The following is a 24,908-nucleotide window of genomic DNA, read 5'->3' as shown; positions in this document are numbered from 1 at the left end:
TAGCGCGGGCCACCAGGCCCGTGAGGAGAACAACATGCGTTACTCACCTTTCGTACAGCGCATCAGCGGCGAATCCGTCAGCGCCTGGGACATCCACTACGCGGCCATCGAGGCCCGTGGGCGCGGCGAAGACGTGATCGTGCTCAGCGTCGGTGACCCGGACTTCGCCACCGACGAGCGCATCAGCGCCGCCGCCAGTGCCGCCCTGGAGCAAGGCGACACCCACTACACCCACGTCCTCGGCCGCCCGGCCCTGCGTGAGGCCATCGCCGCCAAGCAGCGCCGCCTGCTGGGCATCGAGGTCAGCGCCGACAACGTGGCGCTGGTGGCGGGTGCGCAGAACGGCTTGTTCGCCACATCGCTGTGCCTGTTCAGTAGCGGCGACGAAGTGCTGGTACCAGAACCCATGTACCTGACCTACGAGGCCTGCATCCACGCCTCGGGGGCGCAGATCGCCTGCGTCCAGCAGCCGGCGGCCAATGGCTTTCGCCTGACCGCCGCGGCCCTGGAAGCGGCGCTTACCGACAAGACTCGCGGCATTGCCCTGGCCACCCCGTGCAACCCCACCGGCAACGTCTACAGCCGTGAAGAGCTGGAAGCCGTGGCCGAGGTGGCGCGCAAGCATGACCTGTGGGTGATCTCCGACGAGGTCTACGGGCAACTGACCTACGACCGCGAACACCTGAGCATCGCTTCGCTGCCGGGCATGGCCGAGCGCACGGTAATCCTCAACAGCCTGTCGAAAACCCATGCCATGACCGGTTGGCGCGTGGGCTGGGTGATCGCCCCGCCGGCCCTGGTCGGGCATCTGGACAACCTTTTGCTGTGCATGCTCTACGGCCTGCCGGGGTTTATCCAGGAAGCCGCGCTCAAGGCCCTGGAGCTCGATGAAGAAGTGATCGGCAGCGCCCGCGAGGTCTATCGCCGGCGCCGCGACCTGGTGGTAGCGGGCCTCAAGCAGGTGCAACTGCTGGACTGCCGCGAGCCGGAAGCCGGGATGTTCATGCTGGTGGACGTGCGCCGCACCGGCCTGTCGAGCATGGATTTCGCCTGGCAGCTGTTCCGCGCCACCGGGGTCTCGGTGCTCGACGCCCAGGCTTTCGGCGCCAGTGCCGAGGGCTTCGTGCGGATCTCCTTCACCGTCGCCGACGAGGTGCTCAAGGACGCCTGCCAGCGCATTGCCGGCTTTGTCGAAACCCTGGGCGCCACCCGCTGAACCCATTACCCGGGCCGCCCCGCGGCCCTCGTACCTCTGACAAGAACACTGCTGCGCCATACTTTTTTGCCCACCTTTGAAGGGCCCCCTGCTTGAGAGGTTGACCCCGTGACCGCTTCCGACCAATTCAACTCCACCCATAGCGCCGTCGATCAATACGCTGAACTGGTGCTGCACAACGGCCGGATGTACACCCTCGATCCGGCCCAGCCCTGGGCCGACGCCGTGGCCATCCGCCAGGGCAAGCTGATCGCGGTGGGCAGCCTCGCTTCCCTGGCCTCGCTGATCGGGCCCAATACCCGCCAGCACGATCTGGACGGGGCCTTCTGCATGCCCGGCCTGCATGACATGCACACCCACCCGGACCTGGCCCTGGCCCCGCGCTACGCCGACGACCTGGACGTGGGCATCGAAGACCCGACCCCGGAGCAACTGGCAGCAGCGATCCACGCCTATGCCGACAGCCATCCCGGCGACGGCTGGATCTACGGCCAGTACTGGGTGCGCTACACCTTCCGCGAGGCCGGGCTGACCCCGGGCCGCGAATGGCTCGACAGCGTCATGCCGGACCGCCCGGTGGCCCTGCTGGACCGCATGTGGGGGACCATGATGGTCAACTCCAAGGCCCTGGAACTGGCCGGCATCGACCGCCACACCAGCGACCCGCGCAACGGCTACCTGGAGCGCGACGAGCTGACCGGCGAACCCAACGGCTTGTTGATCGACGGTGCCTACGCCCTGATCCATGCCGCCATGCCGCCGACTCCGGTGTCGGTGCTGCGCCGTGCCTATCGCGATGGCGTGCACTTCCAGACCTCTCGCGGGGTCACCGCCACCAAGTACGTGCACGTCTGCGAAAACCGCCTGCAGGCCCTCAAGGAACTGGACGATGCCGGCGAGCTGACCCTGCGGGTGGAAGCCGCCATCAGCTGGCAGGACGACATCTTCCCGGTGCGCCGGCGCTGGGAACTGCTCAGTGGCGAGCGGCATTTCTATCGCAGCGCGCGCCTGAGTGCCAACGCGGTGAAGTTCCACTTCGATGGCACCGTGGAGCCCAAGTCTTCCTACCTGCTGACCCCCTGGCCGGAAGAGTCGAGCTGGCGCGGCAAGCTCAACCTGACCCCGGAACACATCACCGACATGGTGGTGGACATGGACAAGCGCGGCCTGCGGGTGATCGCCCACTGCACCGGCGACGGCGCCTCCGACGTATTCCTCGATGCCGTGGCCGAGGCCCGGCGGCGCAACGGCAACAGCGGCATCCGTCACCAATGCGCCCACAGCACCCTGCTGCACCCGGGCAACCTCAAGCGTTTCCAGGCCCTGGACGTGATCGCCGAGTTCTCTCCGGCAGCCTGGTACCCGACTCCGTTCGCCAGCGGCGCACGCTCCGGCTACGGCCAGGAACGCCTCAAGCGCATCTATGACTTCAAGGGCGTGCTGGCAGCCGGTGGCATCGCGGTGTTCGGCACCGACTGGCCGGTGGCGTCCATCGATCCATGGCTGGCCCTGGAAACCATGGTCACCCGGCAGAACCCGTGGAACCAGGAACCCGACACCTTCGGTGACCCCATCAGCCTGGAACAGGCGCTACAAGTGGCGACCCTCAACGGCGCCCATGCCATGGGCCTGGAACACCTGACCGGCAGCCTGGAGGCCGGCAAGTCGGCGGACCTGATCGTTCTCGACCGCGACCTGTTCGCCCAGGGCGCACGCAACTACATCCACCACACCCAGGTGCAACTGACCTTCGTCGAGGGGCAACTGGTCTACGACCGCCAGGGCACCTTCAGCGACACCCCGCTGCAAGCGGTGTGGGAAGGCCTGCCACCGGTGATCGAGGGCAAGGAATAATGAACAGCACCCCGAGCATCCCGGTAACCGTGGTTGCAGGCTTTCTCGGCGCCGGCAAGACCACCCTGCTCAACCGCATGGTGCAACGCGCCGACAGCGGCCGGCTGGCGGTGATCGTCAACGATTTCGGCGAGCTGAACATCGATGCGGCGATCATCGCCGAGGTCACCGACGCGGTGTACAGCCTGCAGAACGGCTGCATCTGCTGCACCGTGCAGGAGGACCTGCTGGCGCAACTAGTGAGCCTGTCCAAACTGCGCCCGGCCCTGGAGCGAATTGTCATCGAGTGCAGCGGCGTCTCCGACCCGCAGCGCATCGTGCAGACCATCGGCTACCCGCAACTGCGCAACCGCCTGCACCTGGACGCGGTGATCACTCTGGTGGACGCCAGCGGCTACCAGGACCTGGAAGGGGAAATGGCCCGCCTGTCCCGAGCCCAGGTGGCCTGCGCCGACTGGGTGCTGCTGAACAAGGCCGATCTGGTGAGCGCCGAGCAATTGCAGAGCATCCGCGCCAGCCTCGGCAATCGCGCCCCGGTGTTCGACACGGTGCAGGCCGAGCTGCCCCCCGAGCTGCTGCTGGCGCCGCCGGTGCGCTCCACCGAAGTGCTGTTCAAGGCCCTGCCCCAGGCCCACGACCAGTTGTTCGAAAGCTGGGTGTGGAAAAGCTCGCGACCGCTGCAGCCCAAGGCGCTGCGGGACTGGCTGGCGCGCCTGCCCGCCGACCTGCTGCGCCTCAAGGGCCTGGTGCGCCTTGAAGGCAATGAACAACCTTATTGGTTGCAGCATGTGGGCAACCGCAGCCAGTTCACCCTGGCCGCCGATCAGCCCACCGAGCATGCCGCGCAGTTGGTATTCATCGCCCGCCGGGGCAGCGATCTGCGCCAGGAACTGGAGGCTGGGGTCAGCGATACGCAGGTGCGCTGAGCTTCACGCGCCACGTTTTCAGCCGTAGGCGATAGCCGTGAGATGCGCAGAGGGAGGAGGCTTCACGTCGGCGGATACAAAGCGCAGTATGGATCGCTCATTTTCCGCTGAAGCAAGGACGCTACAGATGCTCGATATCCTTCAAGGCACCCCGATGTGGGTGTATGCGGTCTTCGCCCTGATCTGCTACTACGGCCTGCGCGCCCTCGCCACCACTCGCGAGAGCCGCCGTTCGCTGCTCCTGACACCGGCGATCCTGCTGGTGTGGTCATTGTGGTCGGTGAACCTTGGCGATCATCCATTGCTGGCGCTGGGTGCCTGGGCCAGCGGCGCAATACTCGGCAGCCTGCTGGCCATGTTGCTGTTCTCCAGCACCGGAGTGCTGCTGGAGTCCGGCGCCGAGGCCATTCTGGTTCCCGGCACCCTGAAGATCCTCGGCATCTCGCTGCTGTTCTTCGCCGTGAAATACTGGATCGGCTATCAAACCGCCGTGCACCCCGAACATGCCAGCAGCGTGCAGATGCTCGGTATCAGTGGCGCCGCCGCAGGCTTTACCGTTGGTCTGTTCTGCGGACGGGCATTCAAGCTGTACCGCAACTTCCTGCAACTGCGGCTCAACGCTTGAAAGCCGCGCGGCCAAGCACTTCGAGCACCGGGGAATCTTCACCGCGCAAACCGGTCTGTAGGGACGCTCCTGCTGCTCGGGTCGCTTGGTCCGTGACAATAGGGCCCGGGTCCAATAGATTAGGCGCCCCCGAAAATCCCCCTGGGCCTTTCGCGCCTCAAACCTGTTAAACCAAGTAGTGGATGTTCAATGCCTGATTCCAACACCGAAGAATCCGTAGTCGCCCTGTCCAACAAGGCCGAATACGAAAACGCCATTCATCTTTCACAACACGTGTCCCAGGCCAAGACCATCAGCGAGATGGTGCTCGACGCCTTCCACACCTCGAAAGAAAGTGACCAGATTCGCGAACTGCGCGCAGCGATTCGCCAGGCCCACGACCGCTTTGACGACGACACCGCCTATGAACTCATGGGCCAGCTCAAGCAGCTCAAAGACGCCGAGGCCGCCGACCTGGCCGCCCTGGAAGACCTGAGCAAGAAATTCCCCATCAGCCGGATTCTCTCCAGCTACAAGGACGATCCGGACTTCCAGGAACTGGTCTACGGCCTGGCCCTGAAGGTGCTGAACCAGACCCACCAGGCCATCAGCAACCCCAGCGGCGGCAAGAGCAAGGCGCGTCCGAAGAAGGAAATGGAAGTGTTCGCCATCAGCAAGGACGGCGTCAGCGTCACCCTGCCGATGCGCCCGCGCTCCAAGGCCAACGTCGACCGTGAAGCCTTCGAATTCCTCGGCTTCAGCTTTGTCGGCGAAGGCGACGAGGCGGAACTGGAAAGCGAGATGTTCCTCGACAAGGATGGCAACGAACAGCAGGCCACCCGCAAGAACATCGTTACCGCGATCCAGCAGCAGACCGCGTTCGAAGGCTACAGCGCGCAACAACAGCTGTAACCCGCCGCGGCAGGAGCGAGCTTGCTCGCGAAGCGCCAGCACAGCCTTCTGCAGACCTGAAAAGCCCCGTATTCCAGCGTGAAGACGGGGCTTTTTTTTCTTCAGCGATCCCCGTACTCAAGGATGGGGTACATCGCACACAACGCCTCGGTCTCCAGCCGGAAGCACTCCTGCTGCGCAGGCTCCAGAACGTATGGCTGCTCGCCTCGCGGCTGCAGCTGATCCAGTATCCGGCACACCAGGTCGACGATCTGCCGGCAGCCCTGGGGGTCCACATAGCGCTGTGCGATGGAGCCCGTGCCGATACACAAGCCATTGGCGGCAAATGACGATCGAGTCTCCCCCGGTGCGCGTTTTTTGCTGACGATGATTCCGCACTTTTCCAATGCCGATTCGGCGAGGGAGCCGCTGATGCCCTTAGGCAAACGCAACAGGATCGTGTGGTTTTCCGTCCCGCCGCCCATTACCTCGTAGTCCCGCGCCATGAACGCGCAGGCCATTTCATCCGCCGTGGCGCGAATCCGCCCCATGTAGGCATCGAACTGTGCAGACATGGCATAGCCCAGCGCGGCCGCCTTGGCGGCGATCATGTTGACTGCAGGCGCCCCCTGCATCCCGGGGAAAACTGCCTGGTCGAGCACCCGACGAAAGCTCGACCTCAGGCCGGGCACCTTGGTGTCCGCGTCCCGCCCGGAAAGAATCAGGCCGCCGCGTGGCCCGGCGAGCTGTTTGTGGGTGCAAGTGGTGGTGACGTGCGCCACATCGATCGGGCTCGGATGACGCCCCGTGGCAACCAGGCCGGCGATATGGGAGATGTCGGCAAGGACGATGGCCCCGGCGTCATCGGCAATGTCGCGAAAACGCTGGAAGTCCACGACCCGCGAATAAGCCGTTGCCCCACAGATGATGATGCGCGGGCGATGGGCCATCGCCAGCTGACGTACCTCCTGGTAGTCGATGGTGCCCTGGGCCGTGGTGCCGTAGCGGATCGCCTTGTAGTGGGCACCGGTAAAAGCGAGGGAGCTGCCGTGGGTCAGGTCGCCGCCATGATCCAGGGCCATCCCGAGCAGGGTGTCCCCCGGCTCAAGCAGCGCGGACAACACCTGGTAGTTGGCGTTCGAGGCCGAGTGCGATTGCACCGCGGCGTATTGCGCGGCAAACAGCTCCCGTGCCCTGCGGATCGCCAGGGATTCCACCAGATCGACGTTTTCGCACCCGGCGTGATGGCGTTTGCCCGCAACCCCCTGCGCCGTCACGTTGACCAACGCCGAGGCCGAGGCGGCAAGGCTTCTCGGGGTGGCTGCACAGGAGGATGAAACCAGGGAAAGCGTGCGTTGTTGCCGGCTTACTTCAGCGTCCAGGATCCTGGCCAGTTCGGCGTCTTCTGTTCGCAGGTCCGCCAAGCCACATCGCAGCAAGTCGGCCTGGTTCCTCAGTGGTTCGGTATCGGCTGCCATAAATCTGTGCCCCTTCCTTGAGTGCTGCGCGCCACGAACGAGGGCGTGCTTCCTGGGTTTTACGTTCGTTGGTTTGAATCGGGCTGATCCGGGCCCTGGGTCAAGACTGTATAAGGCGTAACAGAATTAATCAAAAAATTAAACATCCCCAAAGTTAAATGCTTCTTTTTTGAAGTGGAAGGACATCGGCGCAGCCTTGCCGGTGCAAGCCTCAGGGCGAGAGTGATAATGCCCAACCCCTGGGGCTTTATTGTCATGGCTGACGCATGCAACACTTGTCCGTTGCGGCCCTGTGCAAACCGGCCCCTCTCAGCGACTTGATCGCCCACAGACCCCGTAGCGAAGTATCCTAGGACGGATACAGGCTGGCTAAAGGAGCACTAGCGAATTACCAGACAACACAAAAGCAACTGACAGGCTTCTGCCACAGAGATCCCGCTATTGGCACCAGGCAATCGATGTCATGCGCGATGTGAACGCTAAAAAATTCGATGCATTACGACTATAAGGAAATGGTGAGGCATTTGATGCACAGAAGAGAAAGAACAGAGTATTTAAAAAGCAATATCAAATACCTGATTAAAAGTCGCGGAGAGACACAACTGTCTTTATGCAACGCCAGTGGCCTGACCAGAACAACCATATACAACATCCTGGAAGGCAAGGTCAGCAACGTCCAGCAGTCCACCATTCGAAAAATCTCCGACTTCTTCGGTATTTCCTATGAGGAAATAGAAACCGTCGACTTTGAAGAGAAAGAGATCATCGAAAGCAGCATTTCCCCGCAAGGGAACATGAACCCGGCTGCTGTTCCGATCCTCAAGGAAAGCCAGTTGATGGCCAACATGGATAAACGTATTGGCGAACTCGCCACTTGTTTCCCATTGACCTACTACTTCGGTACATCCTGCAACTTGATAGCCGTGCGCCTGGAAAACGATATCAAGGGCATGTATGAGGTCGGCGGCCTGCTGATCGTGCAAAAGGGGACGATCACCGATGAAAAGGAAAAACTGGCTTACGACAAACAGACCAGGAAACTGCTGATCATGAACGAGGTCGTCTTCGACCCGGATCGTATATCCGTTGTCGGCGATATCATTGAGGAACGCTTCAATGACTGCCTATGAAGGTGATATCGAGAACAGCAAGTACAAGCTTCTGGGATTTGAGAACAATAAAAACCTGGCCGTGATCATGATCATCGACACCGGCAAGGTCATAAAAATAAAGCTGAGCGAAGTAGTGAACAGCGAAATAATGGATAACTTAAACAAAATGGAAGTTAAAAACCTGTATAAAAAGTTCTACTCACAAGGAGGAACACTTACTGCATACGACTTGAACGACCGCAATGAAAACTCATGGATGATCTACATCATCCTCAACCTGCTGCTCTTTACCTTTTATATTTTCACCAGCATCGCTGCAACAAAGCCGATCTACCTTGAATCCCTCGACATCATTATTACCCCCGGCACCTTTCTGTACCCTCTGACATTCCTGATCGTTGACCTGCTGAACGAGAACTTCGGACTCAGGCTCGCCAGAAGAGCCATTCTGTTTGCATTTGCAAGCAACGCCATGATCATCATCCTGCTCTACGCGTCCACTTTTCTCCCCGGACTGCCAGGCTGGAAACTCGATACACCTTATAACGACGTTATTATCCAGGTGTCGTCTGTACTCGTAGCGTCTTCCGTTTCCTTCCTTGTTTCTGAAAACATAAACTCATATTTGCTGTGCAAGATAAAGGAACTCACAAATTCCAGATTCCTATTTCTGCGGATATTCCTCAGCACCTTGTTTGCGGTCATCATCGACAGCTTCGTGTTTTGCTACATCGCATTCTATGGATCCATGCAAAACAACGACATCCTGAACATGATTTATGTTCAGATCGCAATCAAGGTCTGTTTTGCATTCTTCAATATATTGCCCGCCTATGGCGCACGATCACTGTTCAAGAGATACATAACGGATAGCCAGGCAAAATGATCGATCGCTGTTTGTAGAGCGACGCCGGAGCTCAACACCTATCTGCCAGGCAGGTTCAGTGTTGGGCTCCAAGGGCAGCAAGCTGCTCAAATCCTCACTTCAGACCCATCTTGCTCTTCAGGCTATCCATGACTTGCGTCTTGTTCTCCAGATAAGCGTTCAAGCCTTTTGCCCGCAGATTGCAGGCGTCGCAGTTGGCGCAGCCACTGCCCATGATGCCGTTGTAGCAAGTCAGGGTTTGCTCGCGAACCAGCTCCAGTTGATTGTGGTAGTCCGCCAGAGCCCAGGTTTCTGCCTTGTTCAGCCACATCAGTGGAGTCTCGAGGCGCAACTTGTACTCCATGCCCAGTTCGAGGGCCTTGTTCAATGCCTTTACAAATTCATCGCGGCAATCGGGGTAACCCGAGAAATCGGTCTCGCACACTCCGGTAATCACGGTCTCGGCTTTTACCTGATAGGCGTAGATAGAGGCCAGGGTAAGGAACAGGATATTTCTTCCGGGTACAAAGGTGCTGGGCAAGCTCTCGCCTGAACTGTTCACCGTGGGCACCGGAATGTTGTCCCGAGTGAGGCTGCTGATCGCCAGTTCGTTGAGCAACGAAGCGTCCAGCACTTTGTGCACGGTCGCCCCCAGCTGCTTGGATAGCCGCTGCGCGGTCTCGATTTCCGCGTGGTGCCGCTGACCATAGTCGAACGTAATGCAGTGCACTTCGTCATAGAGCGGCAAGGCGTGGATCAGACAGGTTGTCGAGTCCTGTCCGCCGCTGAACACGATAACCGCTGTTTTCTTCATCATTCTGCTTCCTGCATGAGTTGGGTCATTTGAATAGTTGGGCAGCCCACGCAAGGGCTCTCAATAAAATACCCCGCGCGTCTCTCGAAGGCGGGGCTTTTCCGTGTTCGGGTGCGCGGCTCACGCCGAGCGTGCACTGCCGGCCATGCGCCGCAGAATATGCCCCTGGCCCTTGATGCAGTGCAGGATCAGCGCCGCCACATGGCCGACGATCAGCACCAGCAGGGTCCAGCCCAGGAGGCTGTGGAAATTGTTGCCCAGCTCGGTCATCCACTGGATCTTCGGCCCGTCGAAGCCGTTCATTACCGGCAGACCGAAGGCGGAAAAGGCGCGACCCGAGCCGTACTGACGCAACAGGCCGAGAAACGGAATGGCAAACATCCCGGCATACAGCAGCCCATGCCCCAGGGTTGCTGCAAGGTTGAGGCTCGGCGGCCGGCGATGACGGTTCAACAGGCTCCAGACCACACGCACCAGCAGCAGGGCCATCAACAGCAGGCCGACTTGCTTGTGGGTCGGCCAGAGGAACTTGTCCAGGGCCGAATCGGCCAGCAGGTAATGCGCACTGGTGGTGCTGTAGATCCAGGCAAAGGCCAGGGCCATGGCCCAGTGCAGTCCGCGACTGATGACGCCATAGCGCACCTTCGAGTCGTACAGTTCAATACGGTTTTCCATTGCATCCACTCAGGTTCTATCCACGAACGGCGCATTTTACCCGGCCAGGCCAGGCCTTCGGGCCGAAAAACTTTAAATGATGTGACCATCAATCCAGCGCAATGAAAAAAGCCCCGCGCTTCTTGCGAAGGCGGGGCTTTTCCTGTGGCCTGGACAGCTTAGTGTGCGTAGGTCAGCAGGAGCTCGGTCGGGGCCTTGAAATCCACCGACATCATCACGCTCAGCGCGGTGATGGTGAAGATCGAGAACACGAAGAGCTTGCGCGCCCACACGGTGTCATCCACTGCCTTGTAGCCGGTCCAGGCCATGTACAACCAGTACATGCCCATGGCCGCCGCTACCGCCAGGTAGCTCATGCCGGCGTAACCGCTGAAGGTCAGCATCAGGGTCGCCACCAGGAATGCCAGGATGTAGAGCAGGATGTGCTTCTTGGCCACGCGGATGCCACGCTTCACTGGCAGCACCGGAATCGATGCGGCCAGGTAATCGTTGAAGCGGAAGATCGCGATAGCGTAGGAATGCGGCATCTGCCACAGGCTGAACATCACCAGCAGGGTCAGCGCAGCCATGTCGAAGCTGTTGCTGACCGCGACATAGCCGATCACTGGCGGCATGGCCCCGGACAGACTGCCCACCAGCGTGCCGTGAACCGACTTGCGCTTGAGGTACAGGCTGTAGAAGCCGACGTAGATGACAAAGCCGATTACCGCGAACAACGCGGCCAACGGGTTGGCCACGTAGTACAGCAGGGCGACGCCGGCGACACCGAGGATAGAGGCGTAGACCAGTGCCACTTCCAGGGAAATCAGGCCCTGGACCAGCACGCGGTTCTTGGTGCGCTCCATCTTCAGGTCGATGTCACGGTCGATGCAGTTGTTGAACACGCAACCGGACGCTACCACCAGCGAGGTGCCGATCATGGCGGCCAGGAAAATGGCCAGATCGACATGCCCTTTCGAGGCCAGGAAGAACCCGCCTGCCACAGAAAGCACGTTACCGAAAATGATCCCCGGTTTGGTGATTTGGATAAAGTGCTTGAGCGACATCGGGTTTACCTCACTTCGCCATCATGACGGTGTGGATGCTGAACATGATCCACAACGACAGACCAACCAGCAGAACAATGACCAACGCGGCGAAGATGAACGCCACCACGTTGTTGCGCTGTGCTTCGGAACGGTCCAGGTGCAGGAAGTACACCAGGTGCACCAGCACCTGGATGACTGCGAACGCCAGGACGATCCACAGGGTCACGTCTTTGGGCAGCGATGGGTACATCACCAGGCCGAACGGGATCAGTGTCAGGATGACCGACAGGATGAAGCCGATGGCGTAGGACTTGACGCTGCCGTGACCGGCTTCGTCGTGGGAGTGTGTGTTGGCCATTTACATAGTCCCCATCAGGTAAACAACGGTGAATACGCAGATCCACACCACGTCCAGGAAGTGCCAGAACAGGCTCAGGCAGCTCAGACGGGTCTTGTTGGTCGTCGTCAGGCCGTTTTTCTGCACCTGGTACATCATGATCGCCATCCAGATCAGACCGCTGGTCACGTGCAGACCGTGGGTACCGACCAGGGTGAAGAACCCGGACAGGAAGCCGGAACGGCTAGGGCCATAGCCTTCGGAGATCAGCAGGTGGAACTCGTTGATCTCCATGCCGATGAAGCCCAGGCCAAACAGGAAGGTCATGGCCAACCAGCCCAGTACCTGCTTCTTGTTGCCCCGGAAGAACGCCAGCATGGCGAAGCCGTAGGTGATCGAACTGAACAGCAGCAGGGCGGTTTCACCCAGTACGTATGGCAGTTCGAAGATGTCGTGGCCCGACGGGCCACCCGCTACGTTGTTAACCAGTACCGCGTATACCGCGAAGATCGACGCAAACAGAATGCAGTCGGTCATCAGGTAGAGCCAGAAACCGAATACGGTCATCTCGCCCGAGTCGTGGTGATGGTCATCGTGCCCATGGTCATCGACATGGGCGTGTCCAGCATTGGTCACTAAGTTCGACATGGATTAAGCCTGTTCCAACGAGGTTTCAACACGGGTAGCCGGGATCTTGTTCTCCGATACCAGACGCTTGTGCTGTTCGGCTTCGATGCGCTCGATCGTTTCGACCGGCACCATGTAGCCTTGATCATCACGGGCAGCGTGGATCGCGAAATAGATCACGGTGCCGGCCAGGCTTGCGATGGCCAGCCACCAGATGTGCCAGATCATGGCGAAACCGAACACGGTCAGCAGAGCACCCATGACCAGACCGGTAGCGGTGTTGTTGGGCATGTGGATCGGCTGGTAGCGGCCAGGCTGCGCGTAGGCAGTGCCGTTTTCCTTGGCTTCGGTGAACGGATCGATGCCTTCGGCTTTCGGCAGTACCGCGAAGTTGTAGAACGGAGGTGGCGACGAGGTCGACCATTCCAGGGTGTGGGCGTTCCAAGGGTCGCCGGATACACACATGTTCTGCTTGCGGTCACGCACGCTGACGTACAGCTGGATCAGTTGGCAGGCGATACCCACGGCGATCATCACCGCACCTACCATGGCGACGTACAGATACGGCACCCACTCAGGGTTGGTGGTGGCGTTCAGACGACGGGTCATGCCCATGAAGCCCAGTGCATAGAGCGGCATGAACGCGACGAAGAAGCCGGAGATCCAGAACCAGAACGCAGCCTTGCCCCAACCTTCATGCAGCTTGAAGCCGAAGGCTTTCGGGAAGTAGAAGCTGAAGCCGGCGATGTAGCCGAATACCGCGCCGCCGATGATCACGTTGTGGAAGTGAGCGATCACGAACAGGCTGTTGTGCAGAACGAAGTCGGCACCCGGAATGGCCAGCAGTACGCCAGTCATGCCGCCGATGGCGAAGGTCACCATGAAGCCCAGGGTCCACAGAACCTGGCTGGTGATGCGCAGACGGCCGTGGTAGATGGTGAACAGCCAGTTGAACAGCTTCACCCCCGTCGGAATCGAGATCAGCATCGTCGCCAGGCCGAAGAAGGCGTTGACGCTGGCCCCCGAACCCATGGTGAAGAAGTGGTGCAGCCAGACCATGAAGCCCAGTACCGAGATCGCGCCGGAAGCGTAGATCATCGAATGGTGGCCGAACAGGCGCTTGCCGGAGAAGGTCGAGATCACTTCGGAGAAGATACCGAACGCCGGCAGGATCAGGATGTACACCTCGGGGTGACCCCAGGCCCAGAACAGGTTCACGTACATCATTGGATTGCCACCAAGTTCATTGGTGAAAATGTGGAAATCCATGTAACGGTCAAGCGTCAGCAATGCCAGGGTAGCGGTGAGGATCGGGAACGAAGCCACGATCAGCACGTTGGCCCAGGTGCAGGTCCAGGTGAAGATCGGCATGTCCATCATCTTCATGCCCGGGGTACGCATTTTCAGCACGGTGGCCAGGAAGTTGACCCCCGTCAGCGTTGTCCCCAGCCCTGATAGCTGTAGCGCCCAGATGTAGTAGTCCACACCCACGCCCGGACTGTATTGCAGGCCCGACAGCGGCGGATAGGCAACCCAGCCGGTCTTGGCGAATTCGCCAACGCCCAGGGACAGGTTGATCAGCACCACGCCCGATACCAGCAGCCAGAAGCTCAGGGAGTTGAGGAACGGATAGGCCACGTCACGCGCGCCGATCTGCAGCGGCAGGACAAGGTTCATCAGGCCGGTGAAGAATGGCATCGCCATGAAGATGATCATGATCACACCGTGGGCGGTGAAGATCTGGTCATAGTGTTCAGGTGGCAGGTAGCCAGGCGAACCCTCGGTGGCCATGGCCAGCTGGGTACGCATCATGATGGCGTCGGCAAAACCACGCAGCAGCATGACCATGGCGACGATGATGTACATCACACCGATTTTCTTGTGGTCGACGGACGTCAGCCACTCGGTCCACAGGTAGGTCCACTTCTTGAAGTAGGTGATTGCCGCGAACAGCGCCACGCCACCGAGCAGAATCATGGCAACGGTGACCATGACAATCGGCTCGTGGAACGGAATCGCTTCCAGACTTAATTTACCAAACATCGTTTACTCCTCTGCCCCGGCAGCTGAATGCGAACTCACGTCCATCCCTTCCGTTGCGGCCACTTCCTTTTCTTTCTTCTCGTGCTTGAGCGGCTTGCCCGGTTTCATGCCTTCATACTTGTCGATGACGGTCTGGAACAGGTTTGGCGCGTAGGCGGAGTAGAGCTCTACAGGATTGTTCTGGCTTGGCTTGGAAAGGGCTTCGTATTCAGCGGTGTCCAGCTGTTTAGGTGCCTTCTTGACTTCGTTTACCCAGGCGTCGAAATCTTCCTGACTGGTAGCGATCGCTTTGAACTTCATGCCGGTGAAACCCGCGCCACTGTAGTTGGCGGAGATGCCTTCAAGTTCGGTGTTCTGGTTGGCAATCAGGTGCAGCTTGGTGGTCATGCCCGCCATCGCGTAGATCTGGCCGCCCAGGCCCGGGATGAAGAACGAGTTCATCACGGTGTCGGAGGTCACGCGGAAGTTCACCGGGGTATGGGCCGGGAAAACGATCTTGTTGACGGTGGCGATCCCTTGGTCGGGATAGATGAACAGCCACTTCCAGTCCATGGCGACCACTTCGATGGTCACTGGCTTGACGTCGGAATCCAGCGGACGGTACGGGTCCAGGGCGTGGGTCGACTTGTAGGTGACATAACCCAGGGCAATGATGATGAGCACCGGAACCAGCCACACCGCGATCTCGATCTTGGTGGAGTGGGACCACTTCGGCGCGTAGGTCGCGTCCTTGTTGGAGGCGCGGTATTTCCAGGCGAAGGCGAAGGTCATGATGATGACCGGCACAACCACCAGCAGCATCAGGATGGTTGCCGTGATGATCAGGTTTCGTTCATCCAGACCGACCTGACCCTTGGGATCGAGCAAGGTCCACTTGCAGCCTCCCAGCATTAACATGCCGAGCAGCGGCAATAAGCCTAGTAATCTGGGGTACCTGTTTTTACTCATCTCACGACCTCTAAAGCAGCTTGCGCAATGCAGTTGGGTTTTGATCGCCAACACTTCACCCTGCCAAGGGTTGGCATTTTTCTTCAATTGAATAAGGGCCTGCCCGTTGCGTTAAGCGCTCAACGACACATCCCGGGCTAGCAGTGGTTCTTATTCGATCTCGTGGTCAAAGGCCTTGTTACAGACCAATTCCATTTGGTGCGGAAGTTTGGAAGGCGCCGACACCCGCAGTCGCATGGAGCGCTCTATCCGCCCCTCGACCGTCCTCGTGTGCTCAGGGTTGAGCAGCGTCGGAAATTCAGTGCGGGCGATTGTAGATATGTCGCGTTTTATAAACCATGTCTTATCCCGAAATAATTTTTATCCCATGGCGCAACAATCCCTCATGATTGTTGCGAAGGATCGCAATCATAGCGATTTTCATTTGCAACAAAAAGCCCCAAAAAGGACCTGACCCCCCCACCTTCCAGGACTCTCGATCCCCCCTGAGGGCCGCCTTCCATCAGGCTTCACCCCTTGTAAAACGGGCGCTGTGAAGATTTGTATCGATAGCAGGCTATGGTTCTCGGCCGACAGGCTCGCGTACACAAACTGACAGGCTCTCATTGAACCAGCGCGCCAGAATGCAGTCTGTTGCAGCGACTCAACCGCCCCTCTGCGACCGCGGCACTGTGACAACATGTCGCACTTTTGCCGCACCTGCGCTTGCCGCAAATCACGGACTTTTCAGGTGCCGAATGAACGGCACAAAAAAGCCCCGGCCCTCCCATGGGGAGCCGGGGCTTTTACGAGTGAATCAGTAGGTTTTCTTGCGATTGCGTACCACACCCAGAGGCACCAGGATCACCGTCAGCACGAACGCCACCAGCGCCCACTGGGCCAGGGACAGACCGAGGATCGGCGGGTACGGCGTGGAGCAGAAACCGTCCACCTGAAAGCCCAGGGGGAAGATCTTGGCCAACGGCAGGCTGTCGACAATCGGCTGCAGTACATCGATGCCACAGCTCACCGAGGGGTAGAACTGGGTGTACACATGGTGCCCCGCCACGCCCGCGCCGGCGAGGGCGCAGATGACCACCAGGGTTTCCATGACCGTGACCCCACGTCGCGAACTCATGGCCGCGCCGATGAAGGCAAACAGTGCAATCAGCAGCAAGGCATAACGCTGCAGGATGCACAGCGGGCACGGCGCCTCACCCAGCACCACCTGCATGTACAGGGCTCCGCCGATCAGTGCCAGGCAGATAATCCCCAGCAGCACCAGGAAACGCCGTTCGCGTCCCAAACCCAGTCTGTCGTCACTCATCCCTATTCCTTTTTCTGTTGTGTTCAGCCTGCCCCCGAGACCCGAGGCGGCAGACCGAGATTGTCTTCGATGAACCCGTCGATCGCGTGCAGGCCAATGCTCGCAGAGGCACACCCGGCTGCCGGGAAGTCTACACGTTGAACATGACCTTTGAATGCAGGGACGTACAGCGCCACTGCAACGCGGCTTCGGGCGCTTTGCCAGTTGCGGACAATAGCGACAAGCAGGTTAAGAGTGGATTAACCGCCATACCAAATACGCCGAGAATAAAGGCGGTTTCGGGAAAATCAGCGAATGCCGGAGCGACATGAAACGAAGGGGAGAGAGAAAAGGCCGGCGCCCGAGGGGAGCCGGCCGGGGTGGTTATTCCAGGGCCGCTGCCGGACCGAAGAACTCATAGCGGCTCTGCTGCTCGGGAATGCCCAGGGCCTGAAGGTGGCGCTTGATCGCGGCCATGAAACCCTTGGGCCCGAGGAAGTAGGCGTCCAGGTCGCGTTGCTCCGGCAGCCACTCGGCCAGTTGCTCGCGGGTCAGCATGCCCAGCTTGTCCGCCGCCGGGCTGACACCGTCATCCTCGGCGTAGCAATAGAAGCGCTTGAGCTGTGGATACCGCTGGGCCAGTTCATCGACCCAGTTGCGAAAGGCATGCACCTGGCCGTTGCGGGCGCAGTGGATGAAATGCACCGGACGCTCGGTGGCCAGCGCCGCCTCCAGCATCGGCAGGGTTGGAGTGATGCCCACCCCGCCGCTGATCAGCACCAGCGGTTTGTCGCTGGCCGCCAGGGTGAACTCCCCCGCAGGAGGGAACAGCATGACGCTGGTGCCCACCGGGCATTGGTCATGCAGGTAGTTGGAGGCCACGCCGCCGGTTTCGCGCTTGACGCTGATGCGGTACTGGCCCTGGTTGGAAAGTGCCGAGAGGGAGTAGTTACGACGGATTTCCTCGCCCCCTATAAAGAGCTGCAAACCGATGTACTGCCCCGGTTCAGCGGCGAGGATCGGCCCCTGGTCCAGCGGTTCGAAATAAAAGGAGGTGATTTCCGCGCTTTCTTCCACCTTCTGCACCAGCCGGAACTCACGGGCACCGCGCCAGCCGCCGGGCGCCTGGGCTTTCTCGTCGTAGATCGCCGCCTCGGCGCCGATCAGGATATCCGCCAGCTGGTTATAGGCGGCGGCCCAGGCATCGATCACTTCCTGGGTGGCGATCTCGCTGCCCAGCACTTCGGAAATGGCCCGCAGCAGGCAACCGCCAACGATGGGGTAATGTTGCGGAAGGATCTGCAAGGCGACGTGCTTGTTGATGATCTTGGCCACCAGGTCCCCCAACTGGTCCAGTTGGTCGATGTGCCGGGCATACATCAGAACACCATTGGCCAAGGCCCGGGGCTGATCGCCGCTGGCCTGATGCGCCTGGTTGAACAGTGGCCGCACTTGCGGGTACTCGGAGAGCATCATCCGGTAGAAGTGGGTAATCAGGGCTTCGCCACCGCTTTCGAGCAGGGGCACAGTGGCTTTGATAATGGCACGATCTTGAACGCTTAGCATAAGGACAACTCCTGGACTTTATGACTGCTTGCAGGTTTCCTATGCCTAATCAGTTTTCGTGCCAGAAATAAATACGTTAAATATCAACAAGTTAAAATAAATATAGTCATAAAGACACTCTGTCTTTTATAGTCATTAAGACACCACGGAGTCATTATGACTGCAAAATCCCTGCTCACCGCCCTGCTTCCCCTGGTCACCGACCTGTCCCGCGAACTGCCCGAAGGCGAGCGCTATCGCCGCCTGCTGGAAGCTCTGCGCGCCCTGCTGCCCTGCGATGCCACCGCACTGCTGCGCCTGGATGGCGAGTGGCTGGTGCCCCTGGCGGTCAACGGCTTGAGCACCGACACCCTGGGCCGCCGTTTCAAGGTCAGCGAGCATCCGCGCTTCGCCGCCCTGCTCAGCAGCCCGGGCCCGACCCGATTTGCCAGCGACAGCGACTTGCCCGACCCCTACGACGGCCTGGTGGAAGGGCTCGATGATCACCTGGAAGTGCATGACTGCATGGGCTGCCCGCTGTTCGTCGACGAGCGCCCCTGGGGCCTGCTGACCCTCGATGCCCTGGACCCGCAGCGCTTCGAACCCATTGAGCTGGATGCCCTGCAAGCCTTCGCCAGCCTCGCCGCCGCAACGGTCAGCGCCGCCCAGCGCATCGAACGCCTGGCCCAGCGCGCCGAAAACGAGCACCAGCGGGCCGAGGTCTATCGCCAGGCCAGTGGGCAGAACCGCGAGATGATCGGCCAGAGCAAGGCCCACAAACGCTTGCTGGAGGAAATCAAGCTGGTGGGCGGCAGCGACCTGACGGTGCTGATCACCGGAGAAACCGGCGTCGGCAAGGAACTGGTCGCCCAGGCTATCCACGCGGCTTCGCCCCGGGCCGAGCAGCCGATCATCAGCCTCAACTGCGCGGCCCTGCCCGACACCCTGGTGGAGAGCGAGCTGTTCGGCCACGTGCGCGGCGCCTTCACCGGGGCCACCCAGGATCGCCGGGGAAAATTCGAACTGGCCAATGGCGGCACGCTGTTTCTCGATGAAGTGGGCGAGTTGTCGCTGACAGTACAGGCCAAACTGCTGCGGGTGCTGCAAAGCGGCCAACTGCAACGCCTGGGGTCGGACCAGGAGCATCGGGTCGACGTGCGCCTGATCGCCGCCACCAACCGCGATCTGGCGGAAGAAGTGCGCAACGGCCGCTATCGTGCCGACTTCTACCACCGTCTCAGCGTCTACCCCCTGCGGGTGCCGGCACTGCGCGAGCGCGGCCGCGATGTGCTGCTGCTCAGTGGCTACTTCCTGGAACAGAACCGCTCGCGCATGGGCCTGGGCAGCCTGCGCCTGAGCGTTGAGGCGCAACAGGCGCTGCTGGCCTACCACTGGCCGGGCAACGTTCGCGAGCTGGAGCACTTGATCGGGCGCAGCGCTCTGAAAGCGCTGGGCAACCACCCCGAGCGACCGAAGATCCTCAGCCTGGATGCCGGCGATCTGGACCTGCCCCGGGCCAGCGAAAGAACCAGCGCCCCCGTCGAGCCTGCTGTTGCAACCCAGGCCATGCCTGCCGTAGCCGGCGACCTGCGCCAGGCCACCGACCACTACCAGCGCCAACTGATCAGCAGTTGCCTGGAGCGGCACCAGCACAACTGGGCCAGCGCCGCCCGTGAGCTAGGCTTGGACAGGGCCAACCTGAGCCGCCTGGCCAAGCGCCTGGGCCTGCGGTAAACGCCAGCGCCGACAAAGCGCCCCGCCCCTCTGCAGGAGCCGGCTTGCCGGCCAGGGTCGCGCCGCCGACGGAAAGCGGGAACACCGCTAAAGCCAGCCCTGAACACGTCGATAACCCGTTATCAATGGTTGTCCGTGGCCCGTGCCACGAGCCAATTTTCTCCAGAGAAGGTTTTTATGTCCTCCAACAAAGCCCGCGCAGATTCGCTATCGCTTCTGCTGTTTACCTTGCGCAGCGGCAAGCTGATGGCAATCAACCTGCTTAAAGTCAGTGAAATCATTCCCTGCCCGCCGCTGACCAAGCTGCCCGAATCCCACCCCCATGTGAAAGGCATCGCCACCCTGCGGGGCAACTCGCTGTCGGTGATCGACCTCAGCCGGGCCATCGGCGAGCGGCCCCTGGCCGACCCCGACAGCGGCTGCCTGATCGTCACTGACGTCAGCCGCTCCAAACAGGGCCTGCACGTGCAGGCCGTGAGCAAGATCGTACATTGCCTGACCACCGATATCCGTCCACCGCCCTTCGGTTCCGGCGGCTTGCGGTCCTACATCACTGGGGTGACCCAAGTGGACGGCACCCTGGTGCAGGTACTGGATATCGAGAAAGTGATCCATGGCATCGCCCCGGCCCAGATCGAGATGGCGCCCACCGAGCTGAGCATGGAAGACGCCGAAGCCCTGGGCAACGCGCGGATCCTGGTGGTGGACGACAGCCAGGTGGCACTGCAGCAATCGGTACACACCTTGCGCAACCTCGGCCTGCAATGCCACACCGCCCGCAGCGCCAAGGAAGCCATCGACTGCCTGCTGGAACTGCAAGGCACGGCCAACGAGATCAACCTGATTGTCTCGGACATCGAGATGTCGGAGATGGACGGCTACGCCCTGACCCGCACCCTGCGGGAAACCCCGGACTTCGCCCATCTCTACGTGCTGCTGCACACCTCCCTGGACAGCGCCATGAACAGCGAGAAAGCCCGTGTGGCCGGTGCCAACGCCGTGCTCACCAAGTTTTCCTCGCCAGAACTGACCCGCTGCCTGATCGACGCAGCCAAGACCATTGCCACCCAGGGCGCCTGAGGCATGAGCCAGATCCACTGTTTGTTGATGCGCCGCGATCTCACTGCCCCTTTGGCAGCGCCGCAGTGGCCTGCCGGCATCACTGTGCACAACTACAGCCCCGAGCATGCGCAGGCTGTGCATCAGTTGATGCATCTGGGCTACCAGGACGGTGGCGGCGACGTCCCGGTGCTGGACAGCTGGCGCCAGGCCTTCGAGAGCGATGCCGAATACGACCCCGAACTGTGCCTGGTGGCCCGGGATGCCGAAGGTGTGATCGGCGTCGCCCAGTGCTGGACCAGCGCCTACATCAAGGACCTGGTGGTACACCCCCGAGCGCGCGGCCAGGGCCTGGGGCGCGCCTTGCTGCAGCAAGCCTTCATCCTGTTCGCCGAACGCCGGGAAGGCTGCGTCGATCTGCGGGTACTGGAAGGCAACCTGGGGGCCCGGCGCCTCTACGAAAGCGTCGGCATGTACATCGTGCGTCACGAAACCCTCGACTGATCCGCCGGTCACTATCCTGTAGCTGCCGCCGAAGGCTGCGAACGGCCGGATCAGCCCCGGCGATCCCAAAGCCCCTGCGCCCCAAGGAGCCGCCCCCATGAACGCCAAGACTCTGTGCCTGCTCTGCCTGGCCACCCTCACCGGCCAGGCCAGCGCCTCCAGCGACGATGCCTGGGCCGCCCTGGAGCAGGCCATCCGAATCAGCTGTACCCAGGCCAGCGGCCTGCAAAACCCCAAACCCGTGGGAACCATCGCACAATTTCCCGACCAGGTCGGCGTCAGCGCCCTGTTGCTGCAAGGCCGCTACCCGCAGAAACACATGCGCGGCCAATCGGGCATCGAACTGTGCCTGTACAACAGGCAGACCGGCCAGGCTGCGGTCAGCGAGTGGGACTCGATCCGGCCGGCCCTCAAGGCCCGGTGAATGGCGCATAACTTGCTTCGGCATAGCCCCGGGTAGCGTCCATGACGGTTTTCCCACCTGACTCCTGCTGATCCACAAGGCGCTTCGTGCAATGAACACTCAGTTTTCCTGCGTCGGCTGCGGCAAATGCTGCAACGATCACCACGTGCCCCTGACCCTGCTGGAAGCCCGCGACTGGGCGGCCGACGGCGGCCAGGTGATCATTCTGGTGGAAGCCTTCCTCGGCAATGGCCTGGGGCTGCCGATGCAGCAGCGCGAGCACGCCGAACGCCGTTCCTGCCGGGTCCGCAGTGGCGCCACCGAAGCCTATGTGGCGATCACCTTCGCCGCCTACAACGTCGGCCCCTGCCGGAATCTTGACGAAGACCAGCTGTGCCGCATCTACCAGCGCCGGCCACTGGTGTGCCGCATCTACCCCATGGAAATCAATCCGCACATTCCCCTCAACCCGCAGGCCAAGGAATGCCCGCCGGAATCCTGGGAACAGGGCCCGCAACTGATTCTGGGGAATGAACTGGTGGATCAGGAGCTGGCCGAGCTGATCCGCCGCTCGCGCCAGGCCGACCGTGACGACATCCACACCAAGGAGGCCATTTGCGCCTTGCTGGGCATTCGCACCACAGCGCTCAAGGGCGACGGTTTCACCGCTTACCTGCCGGACATGGGCGCCCTGGCTAACGCCATCGACCAGGTCCAGGCTGCACCACCCGGAGCACCGGGCCAGCCCTGGCGCTTTCACCTGTCCGGAGACGATATCGCCGGTCAGGTCCAGGCCGCCGGTGCCCAGGTGGTCAGTGAAACGCCTCTGGACTACGCCTTCATTTCCCTGCGCGCCGCCTGAGCCGCGGACAACGGCGGGTCGGCGAACAGCCCTAGCCGCGCTTGTGCCAGAACTCCAGGGCCAGTTGCCGCAAGTCCCCCGCCAGCCCGGCCACGTCGCCTGAGTTGACGTGGCTGAGCTGGCCGGCACTGACGGTCGCCTCACAGGCATTGCGAATGCCGATGATGTTGCGGTTGATGTCCTCGCTGACTGCGCTCTGCTCTTCCACCGCTGCGGCGATCTGCAAGCTCATCTCGGTAATCTGGTTGACCCGCTGGCTGATGCCGTCCAGGGCCACCGCCGCGCGCTTGGCCTGGTCGACACTGCTCTCCAGGTGCTGGCTGCTGTGCTGCATGGCCTCCACCGCATTGCGCGCGCCCATTTGCAGGGTGCTGATCATGCGCTGGATCTCGTTGGTGGAATCCTGGGTACGCTGGGCCAGCCCGCGCACTTCATCGGCGACCACGGCAAAACCCCGGCCCTGCTCCCCGGCCCGCGCCGCCTCGATTGCCGCATTCAGGGCCAGCAGGTTGGTCTGCTCGGCGATGCTGCGGATCACCTCCAGCACCCCGGAAATGTCGGTGCTATGGCTTTCCAGTTGATGGATGACCTCGGTGGCCCGCTCCAGCTCGCTGGCCAGGCGCAGCACCGCACTGCGGCTTTCGCCCACCAGCAGGTGGCCCTCACGGGTTTCGCTTTCCGCCTGGTCCGCCGCCACCGAGGCCTGCTGGGCATGGGTGGCGACCTCGGCGACGCTGGCCGCCATCTGGTGAATGGCCGCCGCCACCTGATCGGTTTCCGCCTGCTGCTCCAGGGTGCTGTTGTGGCTGCTGTGCAGATGCTCCACCAGTTCCGCGGCATGCCCCTCCAGGCGCTGGGACGCATCGCCGATGCGCCCCACTACCGCGCCCACCTGGGCTTCGAGCATCTGCAGGGCGAACTCGATGCGCCCGAACTCGTCGGTACGGCCGGTATAGATGCCCTGGCTCAAGGGGTTGTCACCGATCTGCCGGGCGCGCTCGGCCAATCGATCCAGTGGACGCGCTTGCACGCCGACCGCCGTCAGGCTCAGGCACCACCCCATGGCCATCACGGCCCCCTGGACCATCCAGGATTCGGGCAGCAGCCACACTGAAACGCCGTAGCTGCCGATGAAGCCGGCGCTGATGGAGGCCCAGAGACGCAACCGCAGGCTGATCACCGGCAACAGGCTCCACCACGAGGGGCCGGCACCGTTGAGCTGGGCATAGGCCCGCTCCGCCGCCTCGATCTGACGGACGCTGGGTTTGGTGCGCACCGACTGGTATTCCACCGCCTGGCCATCGCGGGTCACGGGCGTGACATAGGCACTGACCCAATAGTGATCGCCGTTCTTGCAACGGTTCTTCACCATGCCCATCCACGAACGGCCGCGCTTGAGGGTGCGCCACATGTGGGCGAAGGCCGCGGAGGGCATGTCCGGGTGGCGCAAAAGGTTATGCGGCGCGCCCAGCAACTCCTCACGGCTGTAGCCACTGATCTTGATGAAATCAGGGTTGGCGTAGGTGATCGCGCTAGTCAGATCAGTGGTCGAAAGGATATTCGCATCAGGGGCAAAGTCCACGTTTCGCCCAGTAACCGGAAGGTTGATCTTCATGGATAGCGCGCTCGTATGTGTTGGGTGGAGTCGGCAGGGCTGCTGACTCTAAGCGCACTGATGCCACAAATACTGATCCAGCTCAGGTTTAAAGCAATTAGCCATCATTGCGATTAAAAAAGCGCAAATCGGGATTTTTTCTGCGAATGTCGGCGATATCAGCGTTTGCCCATGGAGCGACGAGTGCCGGGAGGCGCTGCGCCGGGGGTCTTGGTGTGTCCGTTGCTGGCACCATTTTTGTACCAGGGCTGCTGTGCATTCTTGGCAGGAGCAAACTCGGAAGGCTTGAAGGGAAACTTGAACGCCGGGATCGCCGCTGTGCTCGGGGTGTCGGTAGCGGTTGCGTCGGCGGCCGGGTCGACGTTCAGGGCGTCATCCGCAGCGGGTTGTGCAGGGGAAGTCATGGAAACTCCAGGAGAGAAAGGAAATCCGCGCCGGGGTGCAGGCCGCAGTGGGCGCCAGTATACCTGCGCGCCAGCCATC

General features: G+C 61.1%; 23 protein-coding genes and 2 pseudogenes. 12 read left to right on the top strand and 13 right to left on the bottom strand.

All coding sequences use genetic code 11. From position 1 onward, the window contains the following. Positions 1-34 precede the first annotated feature (34 nt). From AC1RGE_RS17355 to AC1RGE_RS17335, 5 genes are all read left to right on the top strand, one after another. The gene (locus AC1RGE_RS17355) at positions 35-1,216 is read left to right on the top strand and encodes a pyridoxal phosphate-dependent aminotransferase (RefSeq protein ID WP_492584704.1); all 1,182 of its coding nucleotides are present in this window, start codon (positions 35-37) and stop codon (positions 1,214-1,216) included. 108 nt (positions 1,217-1,324) lie between these two features. Beyond that, positions 1,325-3,070, top strand: a complete 1,746-nt coding sequence (locus tag AC1RGE_RS17350) for an amidohydrolase (RefSeq protein ID WP_053159991.1) — start codon at positions 1,325-1,327, stop codon at positions 3,068-3,070. After that, complete coding sequence (locus AC1RGE_RS17345; protein WP_492584703.1) at positions 3,070-3,996, top strand: CobW family GTP-binding protein; 927 nt, start codon at positions 3,070-3,072, stop codon at positions 3,994-3,996. Before AC1RGE_RS17350 ends, AC1RGE_RS17345 begins: the two co-directional genes overlap by 1 nt. 127 nt (positions 3,997-4,123) lie before the next feature. Further along, a complete protein-coding gene (locus tag AC1RGE_RS17340) occupies positions 4,124-4,621 on the top strand; it encodes a hypothetical protein (RefSeq protein WP_492584701.1) in 498 nt (165 codons plus the stop codon). Between the two features lie 189 nt (positions 4,622-4,810). Next, positions 4,811-5,512, top strand: a complete 702-nt coding sequence (locus tag AC1RGE_RS17335; RefSeq protein ID WP_011063277.1) for a hypothetical protein — start codon at positions 4,811-4,813, stop codon at positions 5,510-5,512. Positions 5,513-5,613: 101 nt separating this feature from the next. Here AC1RGE_RS17335 and glyA read toward each other — a convergent pair whose 3' ends face one another. Beyond that, positions 5,614-6,969 carry a serine hydroxymethyltransferase gene (glyA, locus tag AC1RGE_RS17330; protein WP_103289319.1) on the bottom strand — a complete coding sequence of 452 codons (1,356 nt, stop codon included), beginning with the start codon at positions 6,967-6,969 and terminating at the stop codon, positions 5,614-5,616. Positions 6,970-7,496: 527 nt separating this feature from the next. On the opposite strand from glyA, the gene AC1RGE_RS17325 reads away from it, so the two are divergent. Beyond that, positions 7,497-8,099 (top strand): helix-turn-helix transcriptional regulator, encoded by a 603-nt coding sequence (locus tag AC1RGE_RS17325; RefSeq protein WP_011063279.1) that lies wholly within the window; start codon positions 7,497-7,499, stop codon positions 8,097-8,099. Next, a complete protein-coding gene (locus tag AC1RGE_RS17320; RefSeq protein ID WP_015636913.1) occupies positions 8,086-8,967 on the top strand; it encodes a queuosine precursor transporter in 882 nt (293 codons plus the stop codon). Before AC1RGE_RS17325 ends, AC1RGE_RS17320 begins: the two co-directional genes overlap by 14 nt. Before the next feature lie 94 nt (positions 8,968-9,061). Here the strand turns inward: AC1RGE_RS17320 and queC are convergent, their stop codons facing one another. From queC to hmpA, 9 genes are all read right to left on the bottom strand, one after another. Next, positions 9,062-9,760: a 7-cyano-7-deazaguanine synthase QueC gene (gene queC, locus AC1RGE_RS17315; protein WP_011063281.1), complete on the bottom strand. Its 699-nt coding sequence runs from the start codon at positions 9,758-9,760 to the stop codon at positions 9,062-9,064. Positions 9,761-9,880: 120 nt separating this feature from the next. Then, positions 9,881-10,435, bottom strand: a complete 555-nt coding sequence (locus AC1RGE_RS17310) for a cytochrome b (RefSeq protein WP_210483245.1) — start codon at positions 10,433-10,435, stop codon at positions 9,881-9,883. Between the two features lie 158 nt (positions 10,436-10,593). Continuing rightward, positions 10,594-11,481, bottom strand: coding sequence for a heme o synthase (cyoE, locus tag AC1RGE_RS17305; protein WP_011063283.1), 888 nt, complete (start codon positions 11,479-11,481; stop codon positions 10,594-10,596). Between the two features lie 10 nt (positions 11,482-11,491). Then, positions 11,492-11,821 carry a cytochrome o ubiquinol oxidase subunit IV gene (cyoD, locus tag AC1RGE_RS17300; RefSeq protein ID WP_011063284.1) on the bottom strand — a complete coding sequence of 110 codons (330 nt, stop codon included), beginning with the start codon at positions 11,819-11,821 and terminating at the stop codon, positions 11,492-11,494. Then, positions 11,822-12,448, bottom strand: coding sequence for a cytochrome o ubiquinol oxidase subunit III (locus tag AC1RGE_RS17295; protein WP_492584699.1), 627 nt, complete (start codon positions 12,446-12,448; stop codon positions 11,822-11,824). It abuts the gene before it with no gap. A gap of 3 nt (positions 12,449-12,451) precedes the next feature. Beyond that, complete coding sequence (gene cyoB / locus AC1RGE_RS17290) at positions 12,452-14,470, bottom strand: cytochrome o ubiquinol oxidase subunit I (protein ID WP_492584697.1); 2,019 nt, start codon at positions 14,468-14,470, stop codon at positions 12,452-12,454. 3 nt (positions 14,471-14,473) lie between these two features. Continuing rightward, a complete protein-coding gene (cyoA, locus tag AC1RGE_RS17285; RefSeq protein WP_011063287.1) occupies positions 14,474-15,418 on the bottom strand; it encodes a ubiquinol oxidase subunit II in 945 nt (314 codons plus the stop codon). Positions 15,419-16,214: 796 nt separating this feature from the next. After that, entirely contained in the window at positions 16,215-16,724 is a 510-nt protein-coding gene (locus AC1RGE_RS17280; RefSeq protein WP_011063288.1) for a disulfide bond formation protein B, read from the bottom strand. Between the two features lie 363 nt (positions 16,725-17,087). Next, entirely contained in the window at positions 17,088-18,269 is a 1,182-nt protein-coding gene (gene hmpA, locus AC1RGE_RS17275) for an NO-inducible flavohemoprotein (RefSeq protein ID WP_492584695.1), read from the bottom strand. A gap of 156 nt (positions 18,270-18,425) precedes the next feature. Here hmpA and norR point away from each other — a divergent pair, with 156 nt between their 5' ends. The 5 genes from norR to AC1RGE_RS17250 all read left to right on the top strand — a co-directional run bounded on the left by norR (position 18,426) and on the right by AC1RGE_RS17250 (position 22,810). Continuing rightward, positions 18,426-19,982, top strand: coding sequence for a nitric oxide reductase transcriptional regulator NorR (gene norR, locus AC1RGE_RS17270; RefSeq protein WP_015636917.1), 1,557 nt, complete (start codon positions 18,426-18,428; stop codon positions 19,980-19,982). 177 nt (positions 19,983-20,159) lie between these two features. Then, a complete protein-coding gene (locus tag AC1RGE_RS17265; RefSeq protein ID WP_011063291.1) occupies positions 20,160-21,062 on the top strand; it encodes a chemotaxis protein in 903 nt (300 codons plus the stop codon). Between the two features lie 3 nt (positions 21,063-21,065). Then, the gene (locus AC1RGE_RS17260; protein ID WP_015636918.1) at positions 21,066-21,545 is read left to right on the top strand and encodes a GNAT family N-acetyltransferase; all 480 of its coding nucleotides are present in this window, start codon (positions 21,066-21,068) and stop codon (positions 21,543-21,545) included. Positions 21,546-21,642: 97 nt separating this feature from the next. Beyond that, positions 21,643-21,969, top strand: coding sequence for a hypothetical protein (locus AC1RGE_RS17255; RefSeq protein WP_015636919.1), 327 nt, complete (start codon positions 21,643-21,645; stop codon positions 21,967-21,969). Between the two features lie 91 nt (positions 21,970-22,060). Beyond that, positions 22,061-22,810: a YkgJ family cysteine cluster protein gene (locus AC1RGE_RS17250; RefSeq protein WP_011063294.1), complete on the top strand. Its 750-nt coding sequence runs from the start codon at positions 22,061-22,063 to the stop codon at positions 22,808-22,810. A gap of 31 nt (positions 22,811-22,841) precedes the next feature. On the opposite strand, the pseudogene AC1RGE_RS17245 reads toward AC1RGE_RS17250, so the two are convergent. The 3 genes and pseudogenes from AC1RGE_RS17245 to AC1RGE_RS17235 all read right to left on the bottom strand — a co-directional run. Beyond that, a pseudogene (locus AC1RGE_RS17245) lies at positions 22,842-23,831 on the bottom strand (methyl-accepting chemotaxis protein); the annotation flags it as partial. A 312-nt stretch (positions 23,832-24,143) separates the two neighbouring features. Then, a pseudogene (locus AC1RGE_RS17240) lies at positions 24,144-24,425 on the bottom strand (PAS domain-containing protein); the annotation flags it as partial. A gap of 158 nt (positions 24,426-24,583) precedes the next feature. Continuing rightward, positions 24,584-24,829 carry a hypothetical protein gene (locus tag AC1RGE_RS17235; RefSeq protein WP_011063296.1) on the bottom strand — a complete coding sequence of 82 codons (246 nt, stop codon included), beginning with the start codon at positions 24,827-24,829 and terminating at the stop codon, positions 24,584-24,586. Between the last annotated feature and the right edge of the window lie 79 nt (positions 24,830-24,908).

This window comes from Pseudomonas sp. GW823-FHT02C05, from assembly GCF_058797595.1.
The sequence above is the reverse complement of the archived record's forward strand: the minus strand, read 5'-3'. Positions and strand labels throughout refer to the sequence as shown.